Origin of the sequence: Deinococcus hopiensis KR-140, from assembly GCF_900176165.1 — a bacterium.
Classification (GTDB): domain Bacteria; phylum Deinococcota; class Deinococci; order Deinococcales; family Deinococcaceae; genus Deinococcus; species Deinococcus hopiensis.
In genome coordinates, this window is sequence record NZ_FWWU01000011.1 from 121,432 (window position 1) to 145,756 (window position 24,325).

29 protein-coding genes and 1 riboswitch are annotated in these 24,325 nt (G+C 63.0%); of the genes, 13 read left to right on the plus strand and 16 right to left on the minus strand.

What is annotated here, in order from left to right:
* Window positions 1-187: 187 nt before the first annotated feature.
* Window positions 188-313 (minus strand): hypothetical protein, encoded by a 126-nt coding sequence (locus tag B9A95_RS36490; RefSeq protein WP_281255912.1) that lies wholly within the window; start codon window positions 311-313, stop codon window positions 188-190.
* Here B9A95_RS36490 and B9A95_RS32975 point away from each other — a divergent pair, their 5' ends adjacent.
* On the plus strand, window positions 314-535 hold the full coding sequence (locus tag B9A95_RS32975; protein WP_139807179.1) for a hypothetical protein: 222 nt from the start codon (window positions 314-316) through the stop codon (window positions 533-535).
* Here B9A95_RS32975 and B9A95_RS30500 read toward each other — a convergent pair.
* A complete protein-coding gene (locus B9A95_RS30500; RefSeq protein WP_139807180.1) occupies window positions 532-879 on the minus strand; it encodes a hypothetical protein in 348 nt (115 codons plus the stop codon). The two genes, B9A95_RS32975 and B9A95_RS30500, sit on opposite strands and share 4 nt — an antisense overlap.
* Window positions 880-920: 41 nt before the next feature.
* Window positions 921-1,163: a hypothetical protein gene (locus B9A95_RS30505; protein WP_084051344.1), complete on the minus strand. Its 243-nt coding sequence runs from the start codon at window positions 1,161-1,163 to the stop codon at window positions 921-923.
* Window positions 1,164-1,721: 558 nt separating this feature from the next.
* Between B9A95_RS30505 and B9A95_RS30510 the strand changes: the two genes are divergently transcribed.
* Entirely contained in the window at window positions 1,722-1,958 is a 237-nt protein-coding gene (locus tag B9A95_RS30510) for a hypothetical protein (protein WP_084051468.1), read from the plus strand.
* A gap of 210 nt (window positions 1,959-2,168) precedes the next feature.
* Entirely contained in the window at window positions 2,169-2,438 is a 270-nt protein-coding gene (locus B9A95_RS30515) for a hypothetical protein (protein WP_084051345.1), read from the plus strand.
* A 216-nt stretch (window positions 2,439-2,654) separates the two neighbouring features.
* On the opposite strand, the gene B9A95_RS30520 is transcribed toward B9A95_RS30515, so the two are convergent.
* The 3 genes from B9A95_RS30520 to B9A95_RS36495 all read right to left on the minus strand — a co-directional run bounded on the left by B9A95_RS30520 (window position 2,655) and on the right by B9A95_RS36495 (window position 6,076).
* The gene (locus B9A95_RS30520; protein ID WP_084051346.1) at window positions 2,655-3,983 is read right to left on the minus strand and encodes a hypothetical protein; all 1,329 of its coding nucleotides are present in this window, start codon (window positions 3,981-3,983) and stop codon (window positions 2,655-2,657) included.
* A gap of 12 nt (window positions 3,984-3,995) precedes the next feature.
* Window positions 3,996-4,070, minus strand: a riboswitch (cyclic di-GMP riboswitch).
* 825 nt (window positions 4,071-4,895) lie between these two features.
* A complete protein-coding gene (locus B9A95_RS30525; protein WP_084051347.1) occupies window positions 4,896-5,798 on the minus strand; it encodes a PhzF family phenazine biosynthesis protein in 903 nt (300 codons plus the stop codon).
* 143 nt (window positions 5,799-5,941) lie between these two features.
* Window positions 5,942-6,076, minus strand: coding sequence for a hypothetical protein (locus tag B9A95_RS36495; protein ID WP_281255913.1), 135 nt, complete (start codon window positions 6,074-6,076; stop codon window positions 5,942-5,944).
* Window positions 6,077-6,185: 109 nt separating this feature from the next.
* On the opposite strand from B9A95_RS36495, the gene B9A95_RS30530 reads away from it, so the two are divergent.
* The 7 genes from B9A95_RS30530 to B9A95_RS30560 all read left to right on the plus strand — a co-directional run bounded on the left by B9A95_RS30530 (window position 6,186) and on the right by B9A95_RS30560 (window position 12,272).
* Entirely contained in the window at window positions 6,186-6,473 is a 288-nt protein-coding gene (locus B9A95_RS30530; RefSeq protein WP_084051348.1) for a transposase, read from the plus strand.
* Between the two features lie 392 nt (window positions 6,474-6,865).
* Window positions 6,866-7,486 (plus strand): integrase core domain-containing protein, encoded by a 621-nt coding sequence (locus B9A95_RS30535; protein ID WP_170928880.1) that lies wholly within the window; start codon window positions 6,866-6,868, stop codon window positions 7,484-7,486.
* Window positions 7,487-7,671: 185 nt separating this feature from the next.
* Window positions 7,672-8,352, plus strand: coding sequence for a glycerophosphodiester phosphodiesterase (locus B9A95_RS30540; protein WP_084051350.1), 681 nt, complete (start codon window positions 7,672-7,674; stop codon window positions 8,350-8,352).
* A 70-nt stretch (window positions 8,353-8,422) separates the two neighbouring features.
* On the plus strand, window positions 8,423-9,691 hold the full coding sequence (locus B9A95_RS30545) for an ABC transporter substrate-binding protein (protein ID WP_084051351.1): 1,269 nt from the start codon (window positions 8,423-8,425) through the stop codon (window positions 9,689-9,691).
* Window positions 9,692-9,797: 106 nt separating this feature from the next.
* Window positions 9,798-10,730 (plus strand): carbohydrate ABC transporter permease, encoded by a 933-nt coding sequence (locus B9A95_RS30550; protein ID WP_084051352.1) that lies wholly within the window; start codon window positions 9,798-9,800, stop codon window positions 10,728-10,730.
* A 19-nt stretch (window positions 10,731-10,749) separates the two neighbouring features.
* Entirely contained in the window at window positions 10,750-11,550 is an 801-nt protein-coding gene (locus B9A95_RS30555; protein ID WP_245808604.1) for a carbohydrate ABC transporter permease, read from the plus strand.
* Between the two features lie 221 nt (window positions 11,551-11,771).
* Window positions 11,772-12,272, plus strand: coding sequence for a hypothetical protein (locus B9A95_RS30560; protein ID WP_084051469.1), 501 nt, complete (start codon window positions 11,772-11,774; stop codon window positions 12,270-12,272).
* Between the two features lie 2,160 nt (window positions 12,273-14,432).
* Here B9A95_RS30560 and B9A95_RS30565 read toward each other — a convergent pair.
* From B9A95_RS30565 to B9A95_RS30575, 3 genes are all read right to left on the minus strand, one after another.
* Complete coding sequence (locus B9A95_RS30565; protein ID WP_084051354.1) at window positions 14,433-14,648, minus strand: hypothetical protein; 216 nt, start codon at window positions 14,646-14,648, stop codon at window positions 14,433-14,435.
* Window positions 14,649-14,727: 79 nt separating this feature from the next.
* Complete coding sequence (locus tag B9A95_RS30570; protein ID WP_084051355.1) at window positions 14,728-14,928, minus strand: dienelactone hydrolase family protein; 201 nt, start codon at window positions 14,926-14,928, stop codon at window positions 14,728-14,730.
* Between the two features lie 354 nt (window positions 14,929-15,282).
* Complete coding sequence (locus B9A95_RS30575; RefSeq protein WP_084051356.1) at window positions 15,283-15,852, minus strand: hypothetical protein; 570 nt, start codon at window positions 15,850-15,852, stop codon at window positions 15,283-15,285.
* A gap of 875 nt (window positions 15,853-16,727) precedes the next feature.
* On the opposite strand from B9A95_RS30575, the gene B9A95_RS30580 reads away from it, so the two are divergent.
* Window positions 16,728-17,477, plus strand: coding sequence for a hypothetical protein (locus tag B9A95_RS30580; RefSeq protein ID WP_084051357.1), 750 nt, complete (start codon window positions 16,728-16,730; stop codon window positions 17,475-17,477).
* 585 nt (window positions 17,478-18,062) lie between these two features.
* On the opposite strand, the gene B9A95_RS30585 is transcribed toward B9A95_RS30580, so the two are convergent.
* Window positions 18,063-18,905 carry an IS3 family transposase gene (locus B9A95_RS30585; RefSeq protein ID WP_084044985.1) on the minus strand — a complete coding sequence of 281 codons (843 nt, stop codon included), beginning with the start codon at window positions 18,903-18,905 and terminating at the stop codon, window positions 18,063-18,065.
* 6 nt (window positions 18,906-18,911) lie between these two features.
* The gene (locus B9A95_RS30590) at window positions 18,912-19,211 is read right to left on the minus strand and encodes a transposase (protein ID WP_084044986.1); all 300 of its coding nucleotides are present in this window, start codon (window positions 19,209-19,211) and stop codon (window positions 18,912-18,914) included.
* 115 nt (window positions 19,212-19,326) lie between these two features.
* On the opposite strand from B9A95_RS30590, the gene B9A95_RS37470 reads away from it, so the two are divergent.
* Together B9A95_RS37470 and B9A95_RS30600 are read left to right on the plus strand one after the other, a co-directional pair.
* Window positions 19,327-19,668: a transposase gene (locus tag B9A95_RS37470; RefSeq protein WP_084051358.1), complete on the plus strand. Its 342-nt coding sequence runs from the start codon at window positions 19,327-19,329 to the stop codon at window positions 19,666-19,668.
* A gap of 388 nt (window positions 19,669-20,056) precedes the next feature.
* Window positions 20,057-21,187, plus strand: coding sequence for a PAS domain-containing sensor histidine kinase (locus B9A95_RS30600; protein WP_084051359.1), 1,131 nt, complete (start codon window positions 20,057-20,059; stop codon window positions 21,185-21,187).
* Here B9A95_RS30600 and B9A95_RS30605 read toward each other — a convergent pair.
* From B9A95_RS30605 to B9A95_RS30625, 5 genes are all read right to left on the minus strand, one after another.
* Complete coding sequence (locus B9A95_RS30605; protein ID WP_245808605.1) at window positions 21,164-21,535, minus strand: HRDC domain-containing protein; 372 nt, start codon at window positions 21,533-21,535, stop codon at window positions 21,164-21,166. The genes B9A95_RS30600 and B9A95_RS30605 overlap by 24 nt on opposite strands.
* Before the next feature lie 213 nt (window positions 21,536-21,748).
* Complete coding sequence (locus B9A95_RS34345) at window positions 21,749-21,904, minus strand: hypothetical protein (protein WP_212648436.1); 156 nt, start codon at window positions 21,902-21,904, stop codon at window positions 21,749-21,751.
* A 17-nt stretch (window positions 21,905-21,921) separates the two neighbouring features.
* The gene (locus tag B9A95_RS30610; protein WP_084051361.1) at window positions 21,922-22,425 is read right to left on the minus strand and encodes a PAS domain-containing protein; all 504 of its coding nucleotides are present in this window, start codon (window positions 22,423-22,425) and stop codon (window positions 21,922-21,924) included.
* A 431-nt stretch (window positions 22,426-22,856) separates the two neighbouring features.
* Window positions 22,857-23,372: a hypothetical protein gene (locus B9A95_RS30620; protein WP_084051363.1), complete on the minus strand. Its 516-nt coding sequence runs from the start codon at window positions 23,370-23,372 to the stop codon at window positions 22,857-22,859.
* A gap of 40 nt (window positions 23,373-23,412) precedes the next feature.
* A complete protein-coding gene (locus B9A95_RS30625) occupies window positions 23,413-24,171 on the minus strand; it encodes a carboxypeptidase-like regulatory domain-containing protein (protein ID WP_084051364.1) in 759 nt (252 codons plus the stop codon).
* Between the last annotated feature and the right edge of the window lie 154 nt (window positions 24,172-24,325).

Sequence of the window (24,325 nt, forward strand, 5' to 3'; positions counted from 1 at the left end):
GACTGGGCCGGAGACCCAGGTCTTCAGGGCACTGGCCTGACCGGTGTGGACACCGTTCATGACGGCCCAACTGCTGAGGAAGCCCCCGATATGAACGGTTCCGTTCGCATTCACGCATCCCCCCTCGCAAGTGACTGACTTCAGCCAGGCCCCGAGTTCAGGCGTGACGTCCGCGTCTGTGGTGCGCTCAGCGCTCCCGCTCTGCAGCTTCATCGGGCTGCTCGGGCGCAATTTCGGGGGTGCCGTCTGAGCCGTAGAAGTCGACGTACTCGGGAAACGCCTGCTCGACGTAGTCGTACGACTGATCGCTCACGTGGATTTTGTCACCCGCCTGAATGTACGCGCGGAGCATTTTGGCGTGCGCGCCGTCAATCAATTCGTTTTCAACTGTGGTGAAAACGACGACCTGGTACTTGAAGATGTCGGCTTTGCCGTCCTTATCACTGTTCAGAAACAGCGCACCGACGTCCTTGTAGTTGCCGCCAAGCTGGTCGGCGCCGTCAAACAGGTTAAGTACACCGTAGTTGATCTTTAGATCAGCCGAGCGGAGTGAGAAGCGGAAAACGTGCAGCCCACCGGGAGTGGAGACTTTTCGGTGCCCTTCTGAAAAGTCGCAACGTGAGGTGCGGTGTACTTAAATGTCTCGGTACCCAGTTTCAGGACGCCGCTTTCCACGGTGCCAAATCTGAGTTTCGCCAGGACGCTTTCAATGGATTCGTAATCCCCGGCAACGACGGCGATTCGCGCTCCACCCTGGGTGGGGTCGGTGCTGACCTTGACGTTGCCCGCGTTCACCTGACCGGCCGATGTGACGTTCAGGCAGACGCGGGTGGTGAAACTCCCCTCTTTGAGGACAGCCTTCAGGCTGGTTCCCGACACTTTCGCGTTCAGGGCCAACGACCCGTCCGGTCCCGTGCAAGTCAAGTCGCGGCCAAACCCGCATCGGGTGGCGTGCCGCGCGGGAGGGTGGCTTGAAAGGTGACGTTGGTAGCGCTGTCCCCGATATCGGCGAGGGCGTTGGTCAGAGGCGTCTGACCATCCGGAACGACGAAGTTGCCGGTGACCTTTACGCCGTTTCCGCTGGGGAGGGGTTGGGGTCCGGCGGTATAGGCCACCGTCAGGACGCTGGTGAGGAACAACAGGTCAAAGGTGCGCGACGTCATGTTTCCACCCTGATTGAAAGCCCAGCGCCCGGTGGCGAAAGTCGGCGCGCCGCTTTCAGGCGGTGGTGGGTGCGCCCCACCTTGATCTGGCCATGGGCCAAACCGCGCGCGCGCGCGTCCAGCAAGCGGCGTTCCTCCACGCGTCTGCCCCATTCAGGGCCACCACTCGGGTCGACTGCTCGGTTTTCCAGACCTCGAGTGACACCTTCAACGCGTTCGCCGGACGCTGGCCCTGAGCGCTGCCGGTCCACGGGGTCCATCCCTCAAATTGGACCAACCGGATAAAGACGGCGGGCAGTCCTCAAAAAGGGCTTTTTGCTGGCACGGGCCTCTGCCCCCTTGATGCGGGCGCCCACCTCCACGGTCCCCAACGGGGGCATCCCCCTGCCAGAGGACTGTCAGACCCGAGGTGGTATACCTGGGATGTGGCCCCAGGGAGCGTTGTTCCCACGTTCCCTGGCGTGCTGCGCGAACGCCAACCCACCCCATCCCGGCGGCCGTCCAGCCTTTCTTTCATGCCGGCACCTCGCTGGAACACCGGTGCATTACCCTGAGTCCGTGCTCAAAGACGATATGGCCATTCACGCCGGCATCCCTGAGAAAGCCGTCAAAGCTGCCCTCCAGAAACTCCAGGAAGACCAGGCGTACGGGGGCACCACCTGGGATCTCGGCAAAACCCGAGCGGGCCGCCCAATCAAGGTCTACTTCGAGGCGGACACCATGCCTCAGATCCACGCTGCCAAGAAGCGCCTGGAGCAACTCCTTGACGAAGCGGGCTTTGACCTCTACCCCTGAGCCGAACCGAGACGAGCTTCCTGCGCCCTCAACGGGCGCTTTGCCGTCTGGGGCCTGGAGGGGGGGGCGATCCTGACCTCACAGCGGAGCCGTGTACGGCCTCTATGACGCTTCGACCTGGCCCTGCAGGACCTCGGCGCGGCGCTGGCGCTGATTTGCAGCGGTGGCTCCCGCCATCTGGAGGGCTTTGTCCTCGGTCCCCACGTCTGGGTGACGCGCGGGTTGGGGCAGCCGGAGGAGGCCCGCGTAGACCTGGAGGCCGCCCTGACCACCGGCTGCGAGACCGGCGACCACCGCCTCGTGGACCACTGCCTGCACCACCGCGTCGGTGACCAACCGGGTGCCTACGGTCAGGCGCACCTGGCCCTGCGTGACCCGGCGGCCACCGGGCTGTTTGGCGAAGCCGGGGCTGTGCGGGAGGAACGGCCCTTTCCCATCTGGCTTGCCCGCATCTGCGCGCGCTGCGGGCCGGCGGCCTGAAGGCGGAGGCGGCGCCGCCGCTGGAACGGACACTGGCTGAAATGCACGCCGAGCCCCTCCCTTCTGGTCTGCGTGGGCACCACACCTGCAGGGCGCCGGCGGTGCAACACGGGGTGTGGATTGGGCGCAGGACCGGCAAAATCTGAAGAGACGTCTCCTGATCCACAAGGAGGCGGGGCCCGTTCGCGAACGGGCCCCGCCTCCTGCTGCGGCGCTTCAGCGCGCGCTGGCGAGAACGACTGGGGCAAGCTGGCTGGTGAAGTTGAGCGCAGACGCGTTGACGAACAGGGGGTCTGCGACGCGGTCGCTGGGGTGCAGGCTGCCGTTGTCAATGCTGACGTAGGGGCGGCCGGTGGTCTTCCAGAAGACGTTGTTGTACTCCGTGAAGGGCGCGTCGGCCCACATGGGGGTCATGTTCGCCGCGGGAACGATGCCGCCCGCCACGTCGCGCTGCCACAGGATGTTGTCGTAGGCCTTCAGGATGCTGGGCGCGCAGCCGTCCGAGCAGATGATGCCCGTGTCCACCATGTACCCCACATTGTGGTGGAACACCGTGCCGGGGTTGCCGCCCCAGTGGCTCTTCGTGCCGCGCAACACGATCATCGAGCCGCCCACTTTCACAGGGGCGTACTGGTTGTACGCAAAGGTGTTGTTCTCGCTCTGCGTTGTGGGCGTGCCGCCCAGCTCCGTAAAGGCAATGTCTTCAGTGCTGACGTTGTGGTGGACGTTGTTGTTGCTCGCCTCATACAGTTCGACGCTCGCGCCGTCTACGCCGTAGTCCTCGCTGCAGGCCCAGTTGCCGCTGAAGGTGTTGTTCGCGACCTCGTTGCCGTTGGAGTTGACGAGCACGCCCCAGGCGCCAGAGTCGTCGTCGTACACGCCGGCCGTATTCTTCTTCATGACGTTGTTGTTGGTCAGGGTATTGCCCAGCACGCGGTTGTTGTTCGCGCCAGTCATGAGGTGCACGCCCGCCATGAAGCCGCTCGCAGAGGAATTCTGCACGGTGTTGTACTGCCCGGTCACGGCGAAGCCGACTCGCCAGGCAACCGGGGTGTTGGCGCACTTGCCGGTGCCGGCGGGCGCGGGGCGGGTGGAGGTGACGTTCAGTCCGTCGAACACCAGGTAGTTGCCACCAACGAGGACTGCTTCGCTGTCGATGTTCAACACAATGGTGGGGGCGGCACCGGTACCGTAGGCCGTGTACACGATGGGCGATGTGGCGGTACCGCTCGACTTCGCGACGAGCGAGCCCGTAAAGGTGCAGCCGCGTTTCAGCAGGACTTTGTCGCCGGCAAGGAGGCTGAGTCCGCTGACCTTGTTCAGGGTCCGGAAGGCGGTGCTGGCGGTGGTGCCGTTGGCGCGGTCGTTGCCATTGCAGTCGAGGTAAAAGGAGCGCCCGGCCGTAGTGGGGAGGGGGGTGGGGCTGGTTTTCACACCCTGAGCCTGCACGTTGGTATCGCTGACGGCGGCTTCGCTTTGGGGAAGGGTGGTGTTCGAGCATCCAACGATAAACACGGCAGGCAGCAGCCAGAGTAATTTTTGCACAGGATCCCTCGTTTCGGTGGCCCGGCTGACTGCGTGAGTCCCGTGGCTTTGCGCCCCCTGCTCGCGCAGGGTTTGCCTTTTCGTCGAGCTGCGCAGAGTGTCTCTCTGCCGCCGAACAACTGAATATTAGGAGGATGGATATGACATAAAACTTACTTAATTGCCATAAAAAAACGCGCCCCCATGACCTCCCCCTGTTGGGGGAGGTGAGGGGCACCTGCGGCGTGGCCGCCAAAGGTTGCAACCTGAGGAAAGGAAAGGACGTTTCTGGGCTGTGGCGCGGAAGAAATTGCATGGATGCAGAGGAAACGTCCTAGGCCCCCTTACCCCCTCTTGTTGATCCGGGACATCCATGGTCAGGGGCATCCTCAGGGTTCACAGGACGGCGCATTGGTGAGGCCCCCAGGCATTTTTGGCCCATACGGTGGACCCCTGTTCGGGGGACGTGGGGTGGCCGTAAATATCACGGTGCTGGTCGGAATCACGCCTACACAGTTCTCCGTCCCCACGGCTTGGGCCTCCTCGCGATATGCCGAAGGCCAAGACGCCTGCAGCTGCGCAAAAAGCCAGGATAAGAACCGCCTGTGCGGTTACAGAAAAAGTGGATTGGTGGGCCTACTTTTGGCACACCAGAGGGGGCAGCACGGCGTTGCTCCAGTTGCTGTGCATGGAAGACCGGCCCAGGTCCACAGCACTCGCACAGGGCGCGACGGACCTCGGTTCCTGGAGCATTTGTCCGAATGGTGGGGCGGGTGGAAGGGCACCCCTCACGGCGCCATTCTCCCCCATGCGCGTTCAGGTTCGCTCGCCGGGCCCGGTCAAGAAGAAGTCCGCACTTTGACACCTGCTCCAGAGGCATTTGGCTCAAAAGCCAAACGGTGGTTTCGGCGTCCTGCGAACAGGACCGGGTGATTACAGGGCCATGGCGCTCGGCAGCATGGCCTCGCCCCGAAACACCGGCACGCAGTCACCACCAACGCTGGCGCAGATGCCCTCTGGTGTCTGCCAGGCGGTGGTCCGTAACAGGCTGGGGCGACCCATCTCAACTCCCTGGATGATCTCCCAAGCGCCGCTCTTGGCACCCGAGAGGTGCAGCAAGAAGCCGGCCAGTGGCGTCGCTGCGCTGCCGGTCGCTGCATCCTCCCAGGTGCCAGAAAGGGGTGAGAACATCCGGGCGCGTAACCCCACTCCTTCCCGGCGGTAGAGGTAGAGCGAGAGCTTGCCACCGAGCGAGGGTATCGCCGCCACTGCTCGGCGGAAGGCGGCCAGGTCGGGTGAGGCGGCGGCCATCGCTGCCTCCGTCACCTCCAGCAGCAGGCGCGGGTTGCCACCATCCGCAGCGGTGGTCGGCGGATGACTTGCAGTGATGATCCCGTCCGCCGCGATCCCAGCGCAGGCAGCCGCGAGGTCAAGCGGCAGCACGTCTCCGATGGCCAGAGGCTGCGGCGCGGTGATGGTCGCGCCGGTGACTGCCCCGCCCACGCCGTGGTGGAGCCGCACCTCGACCAGTCCGGCGATTTCCTCAAAGCGGAGCAGGCCGCCCTGCGCCCGGTCAGCCAGCACAAAGCCCGTACCGACATTGGGATGCCCAGCGAAGGGCATCTCAGCAGTACGGTTGAAGATACGGACGTGGGCGGTATTCGCCGGACTTTTGGGTGGCAAGACGAAGGTGGTTTCAGACAGGTTGAGCTCAGCTGCCAGCGCCTGCATCTCGGTATCCGAGATGCCCTGCGCGTCAGGGAAGACCGCGAGCGGGTTACCACCGAATTGCCGGTCTGTAAAAACATCCACTGTGACGAAGTCGTAGCGGCGCATCAAAGGGCAGCCAGTTCCACTGGGTTTATGGGGGTGGCAGAAAGGCCGGTGGGGGGCAAGAACATTGATGAAAGCATAGGGCCACCGGGCACGCTGGGGGCCGCATTCCCTGCCACGAAATCACCAGAGTTGGTCGAAACCCCTTACGGGACGGATTTGCGCTGACGCGCTTCGCGCAAGACGAGCACGGCTTTAAGCAGGACGCCCCAAACGGTGCGAATGATGTTGAAGCCGTTGTGGGCTGCTCCACCGCCGAGATTGAGCACGTTGCCAAACAAGAGTGGCGCGAGCAGGCCACCGACAATGCGAGTCAGGAGGTACTGCTCCAGGAAATCCTTCCAAAATCACCGGCCCACTTGCGAGGGTTGGGCACACTGGAGGGACAGTATGGGCAAGCAACGGAAAACCTGGACAACCGACACGAAAGAGCAGATTGTTCTGGCCGTCCTCGGTGGGCAACTCAGCGTTGCTGAAGCGGCACAGCAGCACGGCGTCGACGAGAGCCTGATTCACGCCTGGAAAGCACAGTTCCTCGAGGCGGGCCGTGCCCGCCTCGCTGGAGATCGCCAGGAGGACCGGCACACGGAGCTGGAACGCGAGAACGAACGACTGAAGGTACTCGTCGGCGAAAAGGAGTCGGCCCTCCAGATCGCAAAAAAAGTGCGGGGTCTCTGAGTCCGGCTGAGCTCCTCGCCCTGTACGAGGAGTTTCACAGAGACATCCGCAGCTCAGCCTGTCCTGCTTCGCGCGCGGAGCAGGACATCCCTGCCTGGAAATTGCGGGACGCCCGACAACACGCCGCACAGCAGTCAGGGCGAGAAAAGAAGGAACAGGCCCGGCTGGAACGCGTTCGAGAGGTTGCTTTGCAGCACCCGACGTACGGCGATCGGCGACTTCACCAGGTCCTGGCCACAACACCAGTCCAGGAGCAGCCTGCTCCTGGGCACCTGGGGCTGCATACCATTCGGCTTGCTCTTGCCCAGTTGGATCTTCAGCCACCCTTGCCTTGCAAAACCCGGAAGAAAGCGCTCTCATACGGAACAATAATGATTTTCACTCATATGGTTATGAAAGTCATACCTATTGAAGTCTTCCTAGATGTGACCTGCGTCCTCATCACACATCCAGCCATATACGGGAATCACTTTAGTTCCGTATCAGCCGTCTATGAGACCTTGTGGCCTGCGAGCCGCCGGGTTCAGGTTGACGCCACGCGTTTCAGTCTGGGGGATGGGGTCTACTGGGCGTATCTGGTCCTGGATGTGGAGACGCGGTGCCTGCTGCATCTCCACGTCCTCCGCAGCCTTTCTGAAAGCGGCGCGGTCTCCGCGCTGCAGGCGGGGCTCCAGGTCCTTCGCGACCTCGGCATTCAGGAGGACGTGCTGGTCATGACAGACGGTGGCTCGGATTTCACCTCAGCGGCCTTTCAGGACGCGTGTGAGCGGGTCGGCCAGTGGACTCGCGCGAGGGTCTCCCAAAAAGGAGGAATGGGAATCCTGGAGAGAACCAACCGCACCCTGAAGTACGAGTTCGTCTTCCGAGAAGAGTTCGGCTGTATGCAGGAATTGCGCCACGGAACCGTTCGGTTCCGGGACGGGTACAACCAGGTTCGGCTCCACTCAGCCTTAGGCCATGCCTGCCCCTGGGCCAAGCTGCTCGAAGCGCCAAAGTCTCGCAACGCCGCTTGAAGGGATTTCTGGAGCACTACCGGAGGGTGGTGACTGTGCCCTGCTGCTCACCCGCTGGTGACCGAAGTGGTTGAGCGAGCGCAGGATCAAGCAGAGGAACCCCAACAGCAGGATGCCTGCACCAGCCTGTCAGGACAAAACCATCGGCTGACAGCCAATCGACCTCGCCGCACTAGCCTACGGGTATGACCCCTTTGCTCCTGGGCCACCGAGGAACACCCCTACTCCATCGGGAGAACACAGTGCCCGGGTTTCAGGCCGCCATCGATCACGGTTTGGACGGCGTGGAATGGGATGTCCGTCCCCTCGGAGACGGAACTCTGGTGCTCCACCATGACCCACAGCTCACAGATGGTCGCTGGCTCCGAGAACTGGAACAGACGGCGTTGCCAAAGTACGTTCCCACCCTGGAGGCCGGCCTGGCCTGGGCGGTGGAGACAGGAGCTTACGTCAATGTGGAACTCAAGGCAGAATGTGGGCGGCCCGGTCCCTGGGTCCTCCAGACACTGGACGCGATTCGGGTGCATGGCCTCACCGGGCAGGTCATCGTCAGCAGTTTCAGCCCCCTGATTCTCCGCACGTCGCTTGAACATGCGCCGTCCATTGAAAGGGGTCTGCTCATTCACCAGGCCTCCCGCTTGGGGCTGCGCCTGCCTGCGCTGATGCGTGCGGTGGACGCCACCGCCCTGCATCCACAGTCAAAGCTGGTGAGCCGTTCGCTGATAAACGCAGCGCATGCCCAGGGATGGCGTATCAATACCTGGACCGTCAATGACGCGGCGGAGGTTCAGCGTTTGGTGGCGTTAGGCATAGACGGCTTGATAGGCGACGTGCCCGATGTTCTGCTGATCGCCCGCTGCCCATAATCCCGCCCCGCCTCACTTGACAAAGCGCTGATGAGAAGCACCTACGTTAAAGAACGTGAAAGCTTTTTTGATGACGCTGTTCCTGGCAGGAACGGCTACAGCGCAGACCACCGTTGAATTCTGGCACTCTTTCGGAGATGCCAAGCGCTCGGGCTGGATACAGGCGCGAGCAGAAGAATATAACAGGGCCCATCCTAATGTTAAAGTTGTGCCTTCATACAAGGGAAGCTACAATGATAGTCTCCAGGCGACCATTTTAGCCGCCCGCCAGAACAAAGCGCCTGCACTGGTGCAGATCTTTGAAGTGGGAAGTCAGCTGGCACTCGACAGCGGAGTATTTCAACCAATCAGTAGTGTTAAGAATGTAGACTTCTCAGATTACATAAAGCCGGTAATTAACTATTATACCATCGGAGGGAAAGTGAACAGCTTGCCTTTCAATTCAAGCAGTCCAGTATTGTATTTCAACCAGGACTTGATGAAGAAGGCGGGTTTGAACCCCAAGACGCCTCCTACGACGTTCGGTGCGTTGCTCAAGGCCTGTCAGAAGATTGAGGCGGCCAAGCTGGGCGTAACCTGCTTCGGCATGAGCCTGAACGGCTGGTTTGTCGAGCAGTGGATGGCGCAGCAGGGGGCCACACTGCTGAACAACGGCAACGGGCGCAGTAGCCGCGCCACAGCGACCAATCTGAACAGTGTTGCCGCGAAAAACATCTTTTCCTTCTTCAAGACGCTTCAGGACAACAAGGCCTTTACCTACACGGGCAAGCTCGAAGACTGGGACGGCAGCGACGCCATCTTTACCAACCAGAAAACGGTCTTCCACATCACCTCGACCGCCGATATCGGCAACATCCGCGACGCGGCGCAAAAAAGCGGCTTTACCCTCGGGGTGGGCGTGCTGCCCATCGCAAACGGTACCAAGCGGAGCGGCGTCGTGATCGGTGGAGCCAGCCTGTGGATTTCCAAGGGTGTTGGTCGGGCGCAGGCCGAGGGAGCGCTGGACTTCGCGCTTTACATGACCAATACCAAGAACATGGCGGACTGGCACAAGTTGACCGGGTACTACCCTGTGCGTCAGAGCAGCATCGAACTGCTTCGCAAACAGGGCTGGTTTACCCAGACGCCCCTGCAACTCGTCGCGTTTAACCAGCTGACCCGCACGGTGCCCAGCCCGGCCACGGCGGGCGGCCTCAACGGGACGGCCATCCAGACACGCAAGATTATCGAAGAGGGTCTTCAGAAGGTTCTGGCGGGCCAGAGCGTCGACGCCGCCCTGCAAGAAACCAAGGCCCGGGCCGACGCGGCCCTGAGCGAATACAACGCCAACTTCAAGTAATCCTGGCGGCGCGTTCTGCCTCCCGCCAACTCCTCCGGCCCGCATTCCCCAACCCGGGGAGGCGGGCCTTCCTTGCCATCCGTACATCACCACAAGGACGTCCCACATGCTTAAGCCCGACCGCACCCGCGCCGCCGCCGAGGAACGCGCCGTCTTTCAGGGACGGGCGTTGCCCTGGGCCTTTTTGCTGCCCAGCCTGCTCATCCTGGCGGGCTTTATTTACCTTCCGGCTGTGCAAACGCTGCGGCTGGCGGCCTACCGTGCCAACGTCATTCTGGGTACCGAGCAGTTTGTGGGCCTGGGCAATCTGGCCAACCTCCTGTTGAGCCCAGCGTACCGTCAGGTGGCGCTTCAGACGCTGGTGTTTACGGTGTTGACCGTCGGGCTGGGGCTGCTGAGCGCCCTGGGTCTGGCCTGGCTGGCGAGCCGTCCGGTGCGCGGCGCGCCGGTCTACCGGCTCCTGCTGATCTATCCCTACGCCCTCAGTCCAGCCATCGCCGGAACCCTGTGGCTGTTTCTCTTCAATCCCGAGATCGGCGTGGTCAATCAACTGCTGGGCGCCCTGTTTGACGTACGCCCCCGCTGGTTGGACACCCCCGTGCTCGCGTTTGGCCTGGTGACGCTCGCGGCCATCTGGAAGGGGCTGGCCTACAACATCGTGTTCTACTTGGCGAGCATCCAGAACCTGCCGGGCGACGTGCTGGAAGCGGCGGAAATCGACGGGGCTTGCGCAAGGCAGGTGTTCTGGAAGGTCGTTTGTCCCCTTCTGACGCCAATCACATTTTTCCTGGTGCTGACCAACATCGTCTCTGCCCTGTTCGACTCGTTTGCACTGACCGACATCCTGACCAAGGGTGGACCCTACATCGGCCACGCTGGAATCACGACCTTTCTGGTGTATCAGCTCTATCAAGACGGCTTTGTGAACTTCAAGACCGGGGCGGCTGCGGCGCAGGCGGCCCTGATGCTGGCGCTGGTGGCTTTCGTCACCTGGATGCAGTTCCGGTTGGGAGAGCGGCGGGTGCATTACGGTGCTTAAGGGCCGGCACCATCAGCAGGTGTGGATCACCCACCTGATTCTCAACCTGGCCGTGCTGCTGATCAGCGCGCCACTCCTGTTCGCGCTGATCAAAGCCACCCAGGTGTCGAGCGACGTGTTGAGCGCGCGGTTGTGGCCTGGTGGGGCATTCGTTCACAACCTCTCGGGCATCTGGAGAGAAGCGCACCTCGGGCATTTCATGCTCAACAGCCTGTTGGTGGCCGTGTGCGTGACGCTCGGCAAGACTGTGCTGTCCCTGCTCGCCGCACTCGCGTTCGTCTACTTCCGTTTTCCACTCAAGGGTGTCGCCTTTACGCTGGTGCTGCTGTCGCTGATGCTGCCGACCGAGGTCTTGATCATCGCCTTGTTCGACTTTGTCAGCCGAGACCTGAAGTGGGCCGACACCTACGCCGCCATCATCGTGCCCTTTCTGGCAAGCGCTACAGGCACCTTTCTCTTTCGTCAGCACTTTCTGAATATTCCGACCAGCCTCGCCGACGCCGCACGCATCGATGGCTGCGGCCCACTGCTATACCTCACGCGAATATTGGTGCCAATGAGTTGGAACACCATCGGCGCGCTCGGGGTAATTCAGTTCGTGTATGCCTGGGACCAGTACATTTGGCCGCTGGTAATCTTACAGCAAGACGACAAACAGGTCGTGCAGGTGGGGCTGCGCCGCTTGATCGAGGTGGGCGGCCAGACGGACTGGGGAGCCGTCATGGCCGGAGCCATCGTCACGATGCTTCCCCCGCTGGTGGTTTTTACCGCTCTGCAGAAGCAGTTCAGCCGAGGCTTTGCCTTGACGGAGGACAAGTGAGGTCGTTGTCCTGAAGCCTTGCCAGCATGAACGTTAGAGTCAGTGTGGTTTGGCTCATCTCCATCCGGGGCATGACGGTGACCGAGCCGGTGCCCCTGTTGGGGAAGGTTTGGTGAAGCGGCGTTGAGCCAAGTTGGGAACATCCTTTGAAACGGCGCAAGCCGCTTTCAAACGTTCCGTCTCCACTCCGCTGCCCCCCCCATCATGCTGAGGGGGCGATGATGACCTTACCTCCATCTGCGACCCGGAGAGGACATGACGCCACACCGTGTGCGCTCGATTTCGCTCAGATCCTGTATATCCGGCAGGAGGCGCGGCACCGGGCGCAGACGTATCTGGAGGAATTACAAACGCACCTTCAAGAGGTCTTGGAGCAGCGGGGGTACCGGGATGTACGCGTCCAGCAGCCGGATGCCCCCCTTTCCACGCAGGACGTGGCCAGCATGTCGTCGCTGCAGATCCGGATGAAGCTGCCGCTTGAGGGGCTCGAAAGCCCAGAGTTCGAGGTGCACCTCCCCCTGACGGTGACCTACGGAGGGAAACTGGTGGTGCAGGGCGCACAGGTGAACAATTTCACCGTTCCCGAACCCTTCACCCATCCTCTGGGCACCGACATAGCGGAGGTGGCCGAGATGCTCGTGCAGGGCTTTTCCGAGCGGTACATGGAATATCTCCTGCAATCTGCAGGACGTGCGCCCCTCCCTGCGCTTCAGAACGCCTAATACAGTTTCCGGATCACCCGTTCCGTCCCTTCCGCTCCGGTGTTTCCACGCTTCTCCGTCACCGTTTTTCCTGCTCGCACCGCCTGGGTTCACCAGTTGTCTCATCACGGATGGACCGGAATCCTTATAAGGCAAGAAGGCCCAAGGACAGACCCGCAGGATGAGGAAGGGACAACCGCGCAGAACGGTTGCCGCACAGGACAGCAGCGTTGGAGGCAACAGCGGCGCGCAGCCGACGGACGAAAGACGAAAGCGGCGGGGGCGTTGGTTGGGCCGCCGCCGGAGGGCAAGCGGGCCATGAGCCAAGCGGAAGCACCCGGACGGCGGAAACAGCCCGGAATCACAAGGCCGTGTCTGAACGTGTGCACCCAGTTGAGGGACGCCTGAGCGAGGGTGGTGCAGAAGGGACAGGGGATGACGTCGCTGTGGGCCGTGCGGTGGATACCAAAGGCGACGACAAAGCTGACGCTGTGGTCGAGGCCCATGGGGACGCGCAGCCCGTGTCACCGCATTTGGTTTCGCTCGCCTCGGCGAAGCCGTGAAATTCCAAGGGGAGGAGGAAACGCTGAGGTCCCCGCACTTTAAGCGGCGGGCCATACGGCCCGCCGCCTTCGTTGTTTCACAGGCTTTGGCTTGCCGTACGGCCCGTTGTCCGTTCCTTAGCTTCAACTCCGCCTTCAAGGCCGTTTCACCACGAGTATTTGTCCCCAATGCACATTCAAGTTCGCTCGCCGTACTCGGTCAAAAGGAAGTCCACACTTTAACCCACGCTCTAGTGGTCTGATGGGGAGGTTTCCTGGGTGTTTTGCAGGGGAAGCTGGCCCTCACAAAAGCGCTTGACGCTTTGAAGAATGTCACCGCCAGACCTGGTCCATACGGAAGATGTCGGGTGCTCGCTGTTCTGGGCGACGAAGGCCTCAGTTGCTCGTTCGGGTTCGCCTTTCGATTTGAAGTGTCCCCGTCTGAGCCGCAAGCGGCTCAGTAACGAGAACCAGGACTCCACGAGATTGAGCCAGGAACCGCCCGTGGGCGTGAAATGGAAGTGAAAGTGGGGATGGGCAAGCACCCGGTCCTGCATCACTTTGGCCTTGTGTGACGTCATCGTCGAGAATGACGTGAACCTCGCCGAGTACCGACGACATCGGGAAAGTTCCTGAACTGGGGTGCACGGTGTCTGCCAGAGCGCTGCGCAATGACCGTTCCAACTTTGGCACCTGGCCCAGCAATCAAGGTTGTGGTGCCATGACGGACAGAGTCGTGCCCCGTCCGCTCCTCTTGCCCAGGACGCATTGGGAACGTCAGACTTGCCCGCTCTCTGGGGCTTCTCGTCCACACACCGCACGGCCGGGTCGGGTGGCGCCGACCATGTCCCGCACGTTCTCGATCAGCAGCGGATCTTTTGACGGCTTGAACGAAGACACAGGTGAGGACGGCGCCCAAACGCTTTCCAGATCCGGAACACCGCATTTTGCGTCCGTCCCCTGTATTTCGCCATGCTCCGCGTACTCCAGTGTGTGGCGTTCTCCGGGAGCGTGTCCAGCGTGAGTCGGACCACCCGCCCGACGTCTGCGTCTCCTCTGGTCCGAGGGGCACCACGCTTCGGTGCATCTGGAAGACCGGCGCGTCGGTCCTGCGCGGACCTCTTGCGCCGCATCCCTGCCGTGTCATCACACAGCTCCACCACTGCACCGGTCTCACCCAGGGTGGCCGCCGGTTTCTCCGCACTCAGCAGGACGACTTTCGCTCGCGTCGCAAGGCCCCGCGCCCATTCGCTGAGCTGCCGCCGCCCTCTGTCCGTGAGGGCAGGGACTGGCGATGAAGGGCCACGATGCGTCGTCCACCTCCGCCGACTCCTATTTCCAACTTACTTCTCTACCGGACCACCAGATCAGCATCTACCTCAGAAAGCCAGGTAAAGCGCTTGAGTGAGGAGGAACTCAACGTGGAGATTCCGAAGCACTGGCCCTTGCGTGGGTCTTGGCCGCTGGTCCTCCACACCATCAACACGGACCTTCGACCCGGAGCATGTGTCGTCCAGAGACCGGATGATAGGCGTGTCTGAACCAGGCCACGCGGCCTTGAGGTGCGGCCGTTTGCAGGGCCGCCCACGCGTCATGGCCCTGCCCCGCCTGGCACTCGCGGCGCAGGGACGTTTGCGATCTATGCCGGTCCCGGTGGGCAGAGCGGAGCGAAGAAGGCGAGCACTGCCGCCCGCCACTCCTGGGGCGCGAGCACGATGAGGCGGTGCCCGTCCATCTCGCCCTCGCCCACCGGGGGCGTGAGCAGCCGGAAGTGGGGTTTTCCCGCAGCGCGCAGCAGCTCCTCCAACGCTTCGGTCGACCCAAGGTCGAAATCGTTGCGGGCTTGCAGCCGCATCAGGGGAACGCGCGCCTCACGCCCGGCTCGCCGCAACCGGGCTTGCAGGGCCGGAACCCGCCGCCCGCACTGGCCAGGGCTACGTGCTTGCCAGCACAGTCTGGATACCGCTGAAGGAACTGCCCACCACTGCCACCCGGGACGCATCGGTGGAGGGATGGCCCGTCAGAAACTCCAGTGCGGCGTACAGATCGGCCTGCTGCTCGTTCAGCAGACGCACGAGCGTCTCGCCGTCCTGAGGTGCGAGAGGCCCTTCCCCACCTGCTGGAAGGGCGTCCACGATGTAGGGCCCCCAGACTGTCCGTGGCCCCGACGACGCGGCACGAACACGGCGTAACCGGCTTCCACAAACACCTGGGCGACCTCAGGCTTACTGCCGGGATCACGCCCGCTTCCGTGGTTGAGCAAGATGACGGGCGAGCGGCCCTCTGCGTCTGGAGGCCACAGGAGGCCGTGCAGGCGTAATCTGCCGCTGGGGAAGGCTACGGACTGGGCCGCTGTGGGACACAGGATTTCCTCTCTGTGAGCCGCCCCTGGAGAGCGGGTGTCCTGGGGTTCCGATTCCTCCGGTGCGGACGAATGCTTCACCGCAGCAACGGCGGACACGGGCAAGCGGGGCGCTGAATTATCCGGTTCATGGCGGAGTCTGGCTCAGCGCGGCCAGACCCGCGAGTCCGGTGGCCCTGAGGCAGGCGTCCACGTCACTGCGGCTGTGGGCGGACTCCGCGATGATTTGCACCACGAAGCGGCCCCCCACCCACACGCGCGTCTGGGCCCGCGCCGCGCGGGGCTCGAAGACCGTGTAGCCCAGGGCCCCGGGCATGGGCCGGACCAGCGCCGCGTCGCGCACGTCCGCGTACTGCCCAAACTCGAAGGCCGCGCCCATGACCGTATTCAGCGCACGCCCCGCGAAATCGTCGAGCAGCACGCGGGTGGTGCCGTAGGTGGCCTCGGCGTGCCCCTGCGCCAGCCTGGGCCTGGATGGGGTGGCCCTCACGCAGCGTTTGGGCAACAGGGCGGCCAGCCGGGTGGCGGCGACGGGAGGTGTGGTGGTGGGAACCTTCAGGGCCTGCGCCGTGATTTCCCGCACCACCGCGTCGGTGGAATACCCAGCGTGGGCGGTTCCCAGAGTCAGGGCAAGCAGTGCGGAGAGTGGGCGGGTGTAGGGACGAAGTGGGCGGCGAGTGGGACGGGTGGCGCGCATCCTGACCTCCTGTGAGAACGGGAACAGCTGCCGAAGTCAACGCGGGCCGAAGGGCAACCAGTACCGCCGCAAAAAAGCCGCCACGTCCTCGGGGCGATCAAACTGGTGTGGGGCCGGGTCGCCGGGGCCACTCAGCACGGCCCGCCACCCCGCGCCCGCCCAGCCCGGCGAGATGCGCAGCCGGAGTTCGACCTGATGTGCCGGGCCGTCCTCCTGTGGCCCATTCTCCCGGGGATCAGCCCCTGTGTACCGATGTCGGTCATGCTTCCCTCCTGTCCCCGAAGGGTAAGGGAGACAGCGTTACATTTGCGTGACACGACGGGAAAGCAGGCGAACCGGCGGTTGTGCACGTGCTGTACCGGCCCAGTGGGCTCTTGAGGGCGCTGCCCGGCCCCATGGCGCCCCAGCTTTCCCGTAACGCTGAAATCACGCACGGAGAGTTACGGTGCTTCCAGAGCAAACAGCCGGGGCGGCCAGGACGGACTCCCAGTGGGAAGTCTGTGCGGTCAGGTACGGCCCGAGCCTCAAGGAGAGTCCATGAATCCCACCCCCTCCATCCTCAGCGGGAACGGAGCGCTGCGACCCACCTCGGACGCGCCAAGGACAACGTTGTGGGCGGTTTCACTGCCGCCACCGTGCTGCACGACCACGAATTCCTCCAGGGCGGCGACGTGGTGACGATCACCTGGGAACGCGAGCAGAACTGAAGCCCCAGGCCGGATTTCGAAAGAGGAGTACACGTATGAATGGACGTGTTCTGACCCTGGCAATCGGCGGGCCCAGATAACGCAGCTCGCTTCTGCGCGCAGACAGACCTGCCCCTGCGCTGAAACCACCCGTTTTTCCGGCCTCCAAGGCCAGTGAAGGAGCATCCCATGAGGCAAAACATCACGCGTCAGGCCCGCACCGCCCTCCTCACCGCCGGACTGCTGACGGCTGGGCTCACCCTCGCGCAAGGCGTGCAAAGTGTGCTCGACCTCGTGGTGGGCGGGCAGGTGTCATCCACCCACGCCATCGTCGTGAAGGGCGAGGCGTTCGTGCCAGTCTCGGCGCTGACCCGCCTGGGCGTGCGGGCGACACGCAGCGGCAATACGCTCACACTGACGGCGGGCGCATCCACACCCGGACCGGTCAGCCCCGTCGGGGGGACCAACCAGCGCCCAGCCACCGAGGGCTGCCTGGGTGACACCCTGTTCAACGGCGTCTGGCGGGTAAAGGTGCTGGCCGTGAAAGCCGTCGCCCGCGACGAGGGTGCAGGTGCACCCGGCTGGGGCGTGGACCTGGAATTCAGGAACGCCACGAGCAAGGACATCTCGCCCACGATCTCCATCGACGCGTTTGGCAAGGGGATTTACCTATTTCAGGCTGGTGGGAATCCGGCGGGTGACATTTCCGGGGACGGCGTGTATTACACCTTCGCCAAAGACCTGCCGCCCGGAGGGGTGTTGCGGGGTCAGATGCGCTTTTACGCCGGGAGCGACCGAACCACCTGGCCCGCCTTTACCGCTGCCCGGCCCACCAAACTGATTCTCTCGGTCCTCAACCCGACGCCCGTGAAGAACGAGGGCCTGGCCTACAACACCCAGACGCCCTCCTTCCGGGTGGACCTGACCTGCTCGAAGTAACCGCCGGGGCGGGAACCGTCTCCGATCCACCCCGCCCCCCTCCCATGCCCCACCTTCTGCCTATGCTCGCGCCGCACCGTCCCTCCGCCGCCCAGATTCAGGGGGCAGTTCTCCAGAACCGGGCGGTGCAGCGTCAGGCGGTCCAGCCTCCTGCGCCTTGGATTTGGCGTTGCCAGTCAAACGCTCGGCGGTCACGTGGGCGCCACCAGCCTGCTCCCCGGGCGGCGTGTTGACTTTTCAGTCGGCCCTGTACCGCACGCGCCCCACACCGTTGTTCCAGCGGGCGGACGACACCTTCGCGCGGGCCACTGTGAGCCGCCTCGCGTCGCCGGACGGCCCCACCAACCCCTACCGCCTGCACTCACTTGATCTCTTCCCCTTCCATACCACCGTCCCTCCCCTCAACTTGCGGGAGTCACCTGTGGCGGACTCCACCAACATGTCCCGTCGTCCCCCACCAAAACACCGCCAAGCGGGCAGATGCAGGCGGAACGGCTCGCTGCCTACTCCGCCACATCACTGTGGGGCAGTAGGTATATCGGAGACGATCTGGAGTGAACCCAATCGAGCGGACCGCAGGGCAAGTCACATCTGGGCGGTAGTGTAGCGGGCGGCGAACTCGGCGGGTGGAACGTACCCCAGGCTGGAGTGCAGTCGGCGACGGTTGTACAGGTCCGCAATAAAGAACTCGATGTGTCGTCGAGCGTCGTCCAGATCGACGTATTCTTGCAGATCGACCTCCTCAGTCTTCAGGGTCTTGTAGAAGCTCTCCATTTTGGCGTTGTCATAGGGATTGCCTGTCCTGGACATACTTGGCGTGATTCCTGCGGACCGCAAGCGGTCCACGTACACCCGACTGGCGTATTGCACGCCCTGGTCCGAATGGTGCAGCAGACCGGGGGCAGGACAACGCGCTGCAAGCGCGTTGTTGAGCGCTGCCAGCGGTAAATCTGCGTCCAGAAACTTTGACATGGACCAGCCCACCACCTCACGGGTAAAACCGTCCAGCACGCAGGCCAGGTACACAAAGCCTTGGCGGACTCGCACGTAGGTCAGATCGGCTTGCCAGACCTGATCTGGCCGTACTGGGACGACTTCGCGTAGCAGATTTGGGAAGCGCTTCTCGTTGTGGTTGGAATCGGTTGTCGCCCGATAGCGGCGCTTCGGGCGGCAGAGCAACCGGCGTTCCCGCATGACTCTCAACACGCGCTTGTGGTTCACTGGGCGGCCTCGTCGGGCCAACTCGCGGGTGACACGCCGATATCCGTATCCGTCGAACTCCACCACTACGGCCTCAATGTCCTGGGACAACGCCTGATCGGCGTCCATCTCCTCCCGGCCCTGCTGTTCGTAGAACCACGAGCGATTAACCCCGTGCAGCTCACACAGACGACGCACCGACACCTCTTTTGGGCGCGCTCCGCGCATCCTCGATCATTTGGTGCCTTGTTTCGAGCGGTACGTCGCCAACGACTTTTTTAGGATTGTGTTCTCCAACGACAACTGCCCGCAAAACCGTTCCAACTCGGCGATTCGCTGTTCCAACGACTGGTCGGGCTTGGCCTGGTCGGTGAAGGCCATTTCCCCACGCACCTCGACCTCCTTCCGCCAGCGGTGGATCAGACTGGGCGAGAGAGCGTGTTCTCGGCAGAGCTGAGCGGTCGTCTTTTGACCCCCGTCAACTTGATTCACGATGTCGAGCTTGAACTCACGGCTGTGGGTACGTCCGGGCATACGGGCTCCTTCGGTGCCGTCAGCCTACGGGCTGACGGGGACGAAGTGCTTGGTCTCTTGGTCCGCTCCTAAGGGTTCAGTCCAATCCTGACGCGGTCCACCGTGTCTTCAGACCCTGCGGGGTCTGTTCCCGGTGCGGCCCACGGTGCTCCTGATGAACCAGGCGGGCATGCACGCCAGTGCCAGCGTGGGTCAACACCGCCAACGTTGGAAAGAACAGGGCCTGGTGATTGCGTCTCTCCCGTCCTACAGCCCGGAACTGAACTGGGTGGAGGGACAGCGGCGCAAGCTCAAATACCACACCCTCCCAGACCGTCATCACGCTTCCAGAGCAGATCTTCGGCGGGCTGTTCAGGCCGCCACCTCTGGGGCACCGCCGCATGATCTTCTGCCCTCCCGCGAGCCACTTCCCTGCCGCGCCAGATCCGCAAAGCGCCTGAAGGGCAGAACCTCGTGACGCTGCTGAGCAGTTCTGGCGGTCAAACGGCAGCACGCTCGCGAGCGGACAGAACCCCTGGCTCGCGCCGCTGAGGCCGATCACCCGGAGCTTCAGGTGGGGCGCTGTGCAGTTCGCAGATGCTTGGCCTGTCCTTCGCCGAACAGGGGTTGGAGCTGAACGCCCTGAAGCGGGGGGCACGCAGCAATAGGCGTGTCCGGTTGACGCGACCCGACCGCGGTCGCCGTCCAAGCGCCGAGAGGCGGATGCTGCGGGTGCGGGAAGGCACCGGACCCTGGACAGCGCCAAGGCGAAGGCGGGAGAGAAAGGCGAGTTACCGGTGAATTGTCCTGGCCACCGTGGGTGCAGCGCGACAGCTGAGCTTCTGCTGAGCCGCTACACTGGGGCCATGACCACCGAGGTTGCCAGCAATGCAGATGCGTTTGCAGCTGCGCGGGGACTGCTGGACGTGCTGCCTCAAATGGTCTGGCAGCTCGGATCCCAAGGACAGGTACAGGACGTAAACGGCCGGACCCTGCGCTACAGCGGCCGCCCACGTGAGGCGTTTTTGGGGTTAAGGTTCGCGGAACTCATTCATCCGGATGACCGAACGCAGGTGCTGGCCGACTGGCATACCCTGATTGCAGGAGGACGGCCCTTTCAGCTCAGCTTCCGGCTTTGCTGCAATCAGGGGCGCTACTACTGGTTTTTGTTTCAGGTACAACCTCTGCCTACACCGTCTTCAAACTTTGCTTGGCTTGCCAGCGGAACCATCGTGCAGGCGCAGAAGCAAGCGGAGGCTGAACTGCAGCGCCTGAACCATACCCTGGAGCAGCATGTGGAGCAGCGTACAGCGCAACTCCTCCGCTCCAACCGATCACTCGAACAGTTTGCATACGTGGCTTCGCACGACCTACGGGAGCCGCTGAGAACCATATCCAGTTTCGTTGGCTTGCTTCGGCGCAAATACCAGGGACAGCTCGATGACCAGGCAGACCGCCTCATTGCTATGACCGTCAGCGCTGCCGAACGCATGAATAAAATGATCGACGACCTGCTGGCCGTTTCCCGCATCGGACAACATCCACCTTTCCAGCCAGTCAATCTGCAAGAGCGGGTGGCAGCTGTGCTCGAAAACCTGCATGTCCTGATTGAGGACACAGGTGCAGTGGTTGAGGTTGGCCAGTTGCCCGTGGTCGTTGGAGATACATCTCAGCTCAGCCAATTGTTTCAGAACCTCATTGTGAACGCCTTGAAGTTTCAACCACCGGGCCGTGTTCCAGCGGTGTGCATTCATGCCGTTTCACTTGATGGAATGTGGCAGTTCCGCGTTGAGGACAACGGGATTGGCATCGCGCCCGCAGACTTTGAACGGATCTTCGGTGTTTTTCAGCGGTTGCATGATCGACAGACGTACGAGGGCAACGGGATCGGGCTTGCCATTGCTCGTTCTGTCATTGAGGAACATGGAGGGACGTTATGGCTGGAGTCTCAACTGGGAGAGGGCACAGCTTTTCTATTTACTCTGCCTGAGCCGTAGCTGCTTGGTGAGCTTGCTGTGCCCGATCTGGAGCTTGAACGGGCTCTGGCGTTTTCCACGCCAGGCAAGGCTGAACAAACTCCACCTCCAACCAATCCTTTCTCCGTACGCTTGAATGCGCTTGGGACCCAGCCCGGCAATGCCCCCCAACGCCGCCATCGTCTGAGGCCGGCGCACAGCGAGCGCACCCAACGTGGCGTTCGGAAAGACCAGGTACGCCGCATACCCAGTCTCCCGCGACAGCTCCCGGCGGACCTCACTCAACGCCTCCGTGACCGCTGCCTCCAACCCCTGCGCCGCTTCCTGCTCGCCGGGACGGTCCTGTTGGGGCAGGGACGTCTTCAGCACGGGTGCCGCCGGTTCTTCCCCGGCAGAAGGCGTCCCCAACCGCTCTGGTAACACGGCCCTTATCAACGCAGGCGCCGCGATTTCCAGCGGACGTTCCTCGTCGACTTGGGTCCAGTCCTCCACTCCGCCCGGAGAAGACCGTGAGGAAGCCCCGACCGATTCCCAACCAAAGTCCGGTGTTCATCGCCCCGGGTCAGGTCGAGGTCTTTTGCGTCACTGCTCCTGCGCCCGGGGATCCCCCGTGAAGCCCTCTCCGACCTCAGCCACCCGGTGGAAGACCGACGTGACGTCCTCCAGCATCATCAGGTTCAGGGCCTGCACTTGACCCGGGTCCAGCACCGGCCGCACCTCCACCTTCGTCTTCTGCACGCCCACGCCCGGCACGTTCAGATGGATGATGAACTGTGACAGCGGTGTATCCGTCCGGACCCTGCGGCTCCGCTGCTCGCGCAGCTCCCACTGGCCGAGCTGACGGCTGCCGAGGTCGTACAACCGCTGCCCCCGGACCTGCTCGGGAAAGCCCGCAGCAACGTGTGCAGCGCCCTGTTGGCGGTCACCACGCGCAAGTCATCGCCGAACACGAGCGGGGGCGTCAGGATGCTCCTGAGAAGCGCTTCGGAGTGCAGCGCCGAGTGGTCGGGCCTCGCCTCCAACGATTTGACCGCGTCAGTGTTGGTAAAGGCCATGACGACGCCGTCAATGAAGTTGTCGGAGGTGCGGCAGGGATAAATCCGCATGCGGTACCAGTGACCGCCTGTGGCGCGCACCTGCACCGCTATGGGCGTGAGCGTACCGAGCACCTGCCGGACACCACGCCCGAAGTCGGTATCGAGGAGCTTGACGCTGGTGTCCTCCTCGTGCCGCTCAACATCGGTGGGAATCAGGTTCATGACCTGAGAGGCCCAAAGCGCCTGATCCGCAGGTCATTGCCCAGATACAGCGTGGCGATCCTGGCGCTCCCGAGCAGGTTCTTCATGTCGTCGTTCGCCTGCGCGAGGTGGGTGAGAACGTTGGAGGTGAGCGCACAAGGAATTGCATGATCAGGAGCGTGACCACCCCAATCATCAAAAGTGGCGGCCAGAGGCCCTCGTTGCGTCCAGGGCATGGAGTTGCCTTCGGTGTGGGGAGCGAGACGAACGTACTGCGGCAGAACCACGCTCAGGGCGCCATGGCCACTTCCATCCGAGAAAGCAACCAAACCGCAGCACAGCTCCTCTGGCGAGAGGCAATGCAGCAGGGGGCTTGAGAATCAAGCCCCCTGCTGCACCACTTCGACCCCACTGCGGTGGGTTTGCCACAACCTTGGGGTAGGAGAGCCGGGCTAGCGCACCTTCTTCCAATCCGCCGAGAAGTCGTCCATTTGCGACACGACCTCGGCCCTCAGCTTAAAACCCAGGTTGTCCAGGTTCGTGGCGGTGTTGTAGCCCGTGTCGCTCCACAGGGTGACGTACTCGAAGCCGCCGTCGTAGTCGAAGCTCTCGCTCTTCAGATTCTCGACCGCCTTGGTCTGCACCTTCGGCGTGACGAGGCTCAAGATCGCCGAGTAAACGAGCCCACCATCTGCGGTGTTTCCCGCCTCCACGCGAAAGGAGAGCCAGGCGGGACACGCCGTATAACTCTCGCCGTCCGGGTTTAATCTCATGGACGCCGCGAGCTTCGTCAGGGTGTCTTGGGTCATCTGGGTGAGTTTGCCGTCGGCCTTGCCGCGCACCACCACCTCAGCGCGTCCTACGCACACCTGGTCGGCCTCGAACGGCTTCAGGTTGGTGGGCAGGCGGGCGGCGGAAGCGCCAGAGAGCACGGCGAGAGCGAGGGTCAAGAAGGGAAGGGATTTCACGGTGGGTCTCCTGGGGGGCAGATAGAGGATGCGGAGGGTCTTACTGGAACTTCCAGTAGACGTAAGCGCGGCCCGGTGCCCCGCCGGTCGCGCCCTTGCAGATGTCACCGGAGGGTTTGAACTTCACGGTCGCCTCCTCCGCGTAGTTCCCGTCGAAGGCAGAGACGTGGAGTGCCTCGCGTGTGCCGTTCGTACCGATAAAGGTGGCCTTGACCCGGTAGGTGCCGATCGGCACGTCGAGCACCATGCCCCGCGCGGGGGCCGTCTTCGTCATGGGCTTGCCCACACTGCCGTCGATGAGGGGCCCCACCGGCGTGAGTTGCAGTTCGATCTCGTCGTCCTGGGTGGCCCATCGCGGCTGACCGAAGGCGGCCATCAGGGGAAGGCTGCCGCCGAAGTAGCCCAGGTCGCTGTAGGGTTCTTCGCCCGGAATGCGGCCTGAGAGCTGCCACCTGAAGTTGCGCACCAGACCTTCACGTGGGTTGAAGGCGTTGTAGTCGGTGGCGCTGGGCTGGGCGAGGCGGTAGCAGAAGGTCTTGCCCTGGTAGGGGGCCCGGAGCCAGGCGTAGGAGCGGTAGCCCACGGGAGGCAGGCCGGTGACCTGATAGCGGCCCGTGTCGTCGGTGAGGGTCTCGGCGACGCCAGTCGTCACGACCGGCTTGATCCAGACCTGCACGCCAGACAGGGGCTTGCCGCCCGTGTCGAGCGCCTGGCCTTGCACGCTGCCAGAAACGGGTTTGCTGGAGGCCGCCAGCGCCGTGGAGAGGGCGAGAGAGGTGATCAGAACGGTCTTGCGCATGGCCTTTGCTCCTGAGAGACGAGGGGACGGACCCGTACGGTGAACGCGGGGGCAGAAAGGGTCGGTGGGGTGTTGATTCGGGGGCAGCAGGCCGAAGGGGCCGCTCCGCTGTCTTCAGGGCCAGTGGCGGGTCAGGGCGAAGTCCTCGTTGCCG

What these genes read in the sequence shown, in the direction of transcription:
- B9A95_RS30550 (WP_084051352.1), top strand. Translation starts at nt 9,798, where the DNA reads ATGCTTAAGCCCGACCGCACCCGCGCCGCCGCCGAGGAACGCGCCGTC.
- B9A95_RS30540 (WP_084051350.1), top strand. Translation starts at nt 7,672, where the DNA reads ATGACCCCTTTGCTCCTGGGCCACCGAGGAACACCCCTACTCCATCGG.
- B9A95_RS30505 (WP_084051344.1), bottom strand. Translation starts at nt 1,163, where the DNA reads ATGACGTCGCGCACCTTTGACCTGTTGTTCCTCACCAGCGTCCTGACG.
- B9A95_RS30535 (WP_170928880.1), top strand. Translation starts at nt 6,866, where the DNA reads ATGAAAGTCATACCTATTGAAGTCTTCCTAGATGTGACCTGCGTCCTC.
- B9A95_RS30565 (WP_084051354.1), bottom strand. Translation starts at nt 14,648, where the DNA reads ATGCGGCTGCAAGCCCGCAACGATTTCGACCTTGGGTCGACCGAAGCG.
- B9A95_RS30545 (WP_084051351.1), top strand. Translation starts at nt 8,423, where the DNA reads ATGACGCTGTTCCTGGCAGGAACGGCTACAGCGCAGACCACCGTTGAA.
- B9A95_RS30575 (WP_084051356.1), bottom strand. Translation starts at nt 15,852, where the DNA reads ATGCGCGCCACCCGTCCCACTCGCCGCCCACTTCGTCCCTACACCCGC.
- B9A95_RS30580 (WP_084051357.1), top strand. Translation starts at nt 16,728, where the DNA reads ATGAGGCAAAACATCACGCGTCAGGCCCGCACCGCCCTCCTCACCGCC.
- B9A95_RS30530 (WP_084051348.1), top strand. Translation starts at nt 6,186, where the DNA reads ATGGGCAAGCAACGGAAAACCTGGACAACCGACACGAAAGAGCAGATT.
- B9A95_RS30590 (WP_084044986.1), bottom strand. Translation starts at nt 19,211, where the DNA reads ATGCCCGGACGTACCCACAGCCGTGAGTTCAAGCTCGACATCGTGAAT.
- B9A95_RS30585 (WP_084044985.1), bottom strand. Translation starts at nt 18,905, where the DNA reads ATGCGCGGAGCGCGCCCAAAAGAGGTGTCGGTGCGTCGTCTGTGTGAG.
- B9A95_RS30560 (WP_084051469.1), top strand. Translation starts at nt 11,772, where the DNA reads ATGACCTTACCTCCATCTGCGACCCGGAGAGGACATGACGCCACACCG.
- B9A95_RS30625 (WP_084051364.1), bottom strand. Translation starts at nt 24,171, where the DNA reads ATGCGCAAGACCGTTCTGATCACCTCTCTCGCCCTCTCCACGGCGCTG.
- B9A95_RS30610 (WP_084051361.1), bottom strand. Translation starts at nt 22,425, where the DNA reads ATGAACCTGATTCCCACCGATGTTGAGCGGCACGAGGAGGACACCAGC.
- B9A95_RS30600 (WP_084051359.1), top strand. Translation starts at nt 20,057, where the DNA reads ATGACCACCGAGGTTGCCAGCAATGCAGATGCGTTTGCAGCTGCGCGG.
- B9A95_RS30525 (WP_084051347.1), bottom strand. Translation starts at nt 5,798, where the DNA reads ATGCGCCGCTACGACTTCGTCACAGTGGATGTTTTTACAGACCGGCAA.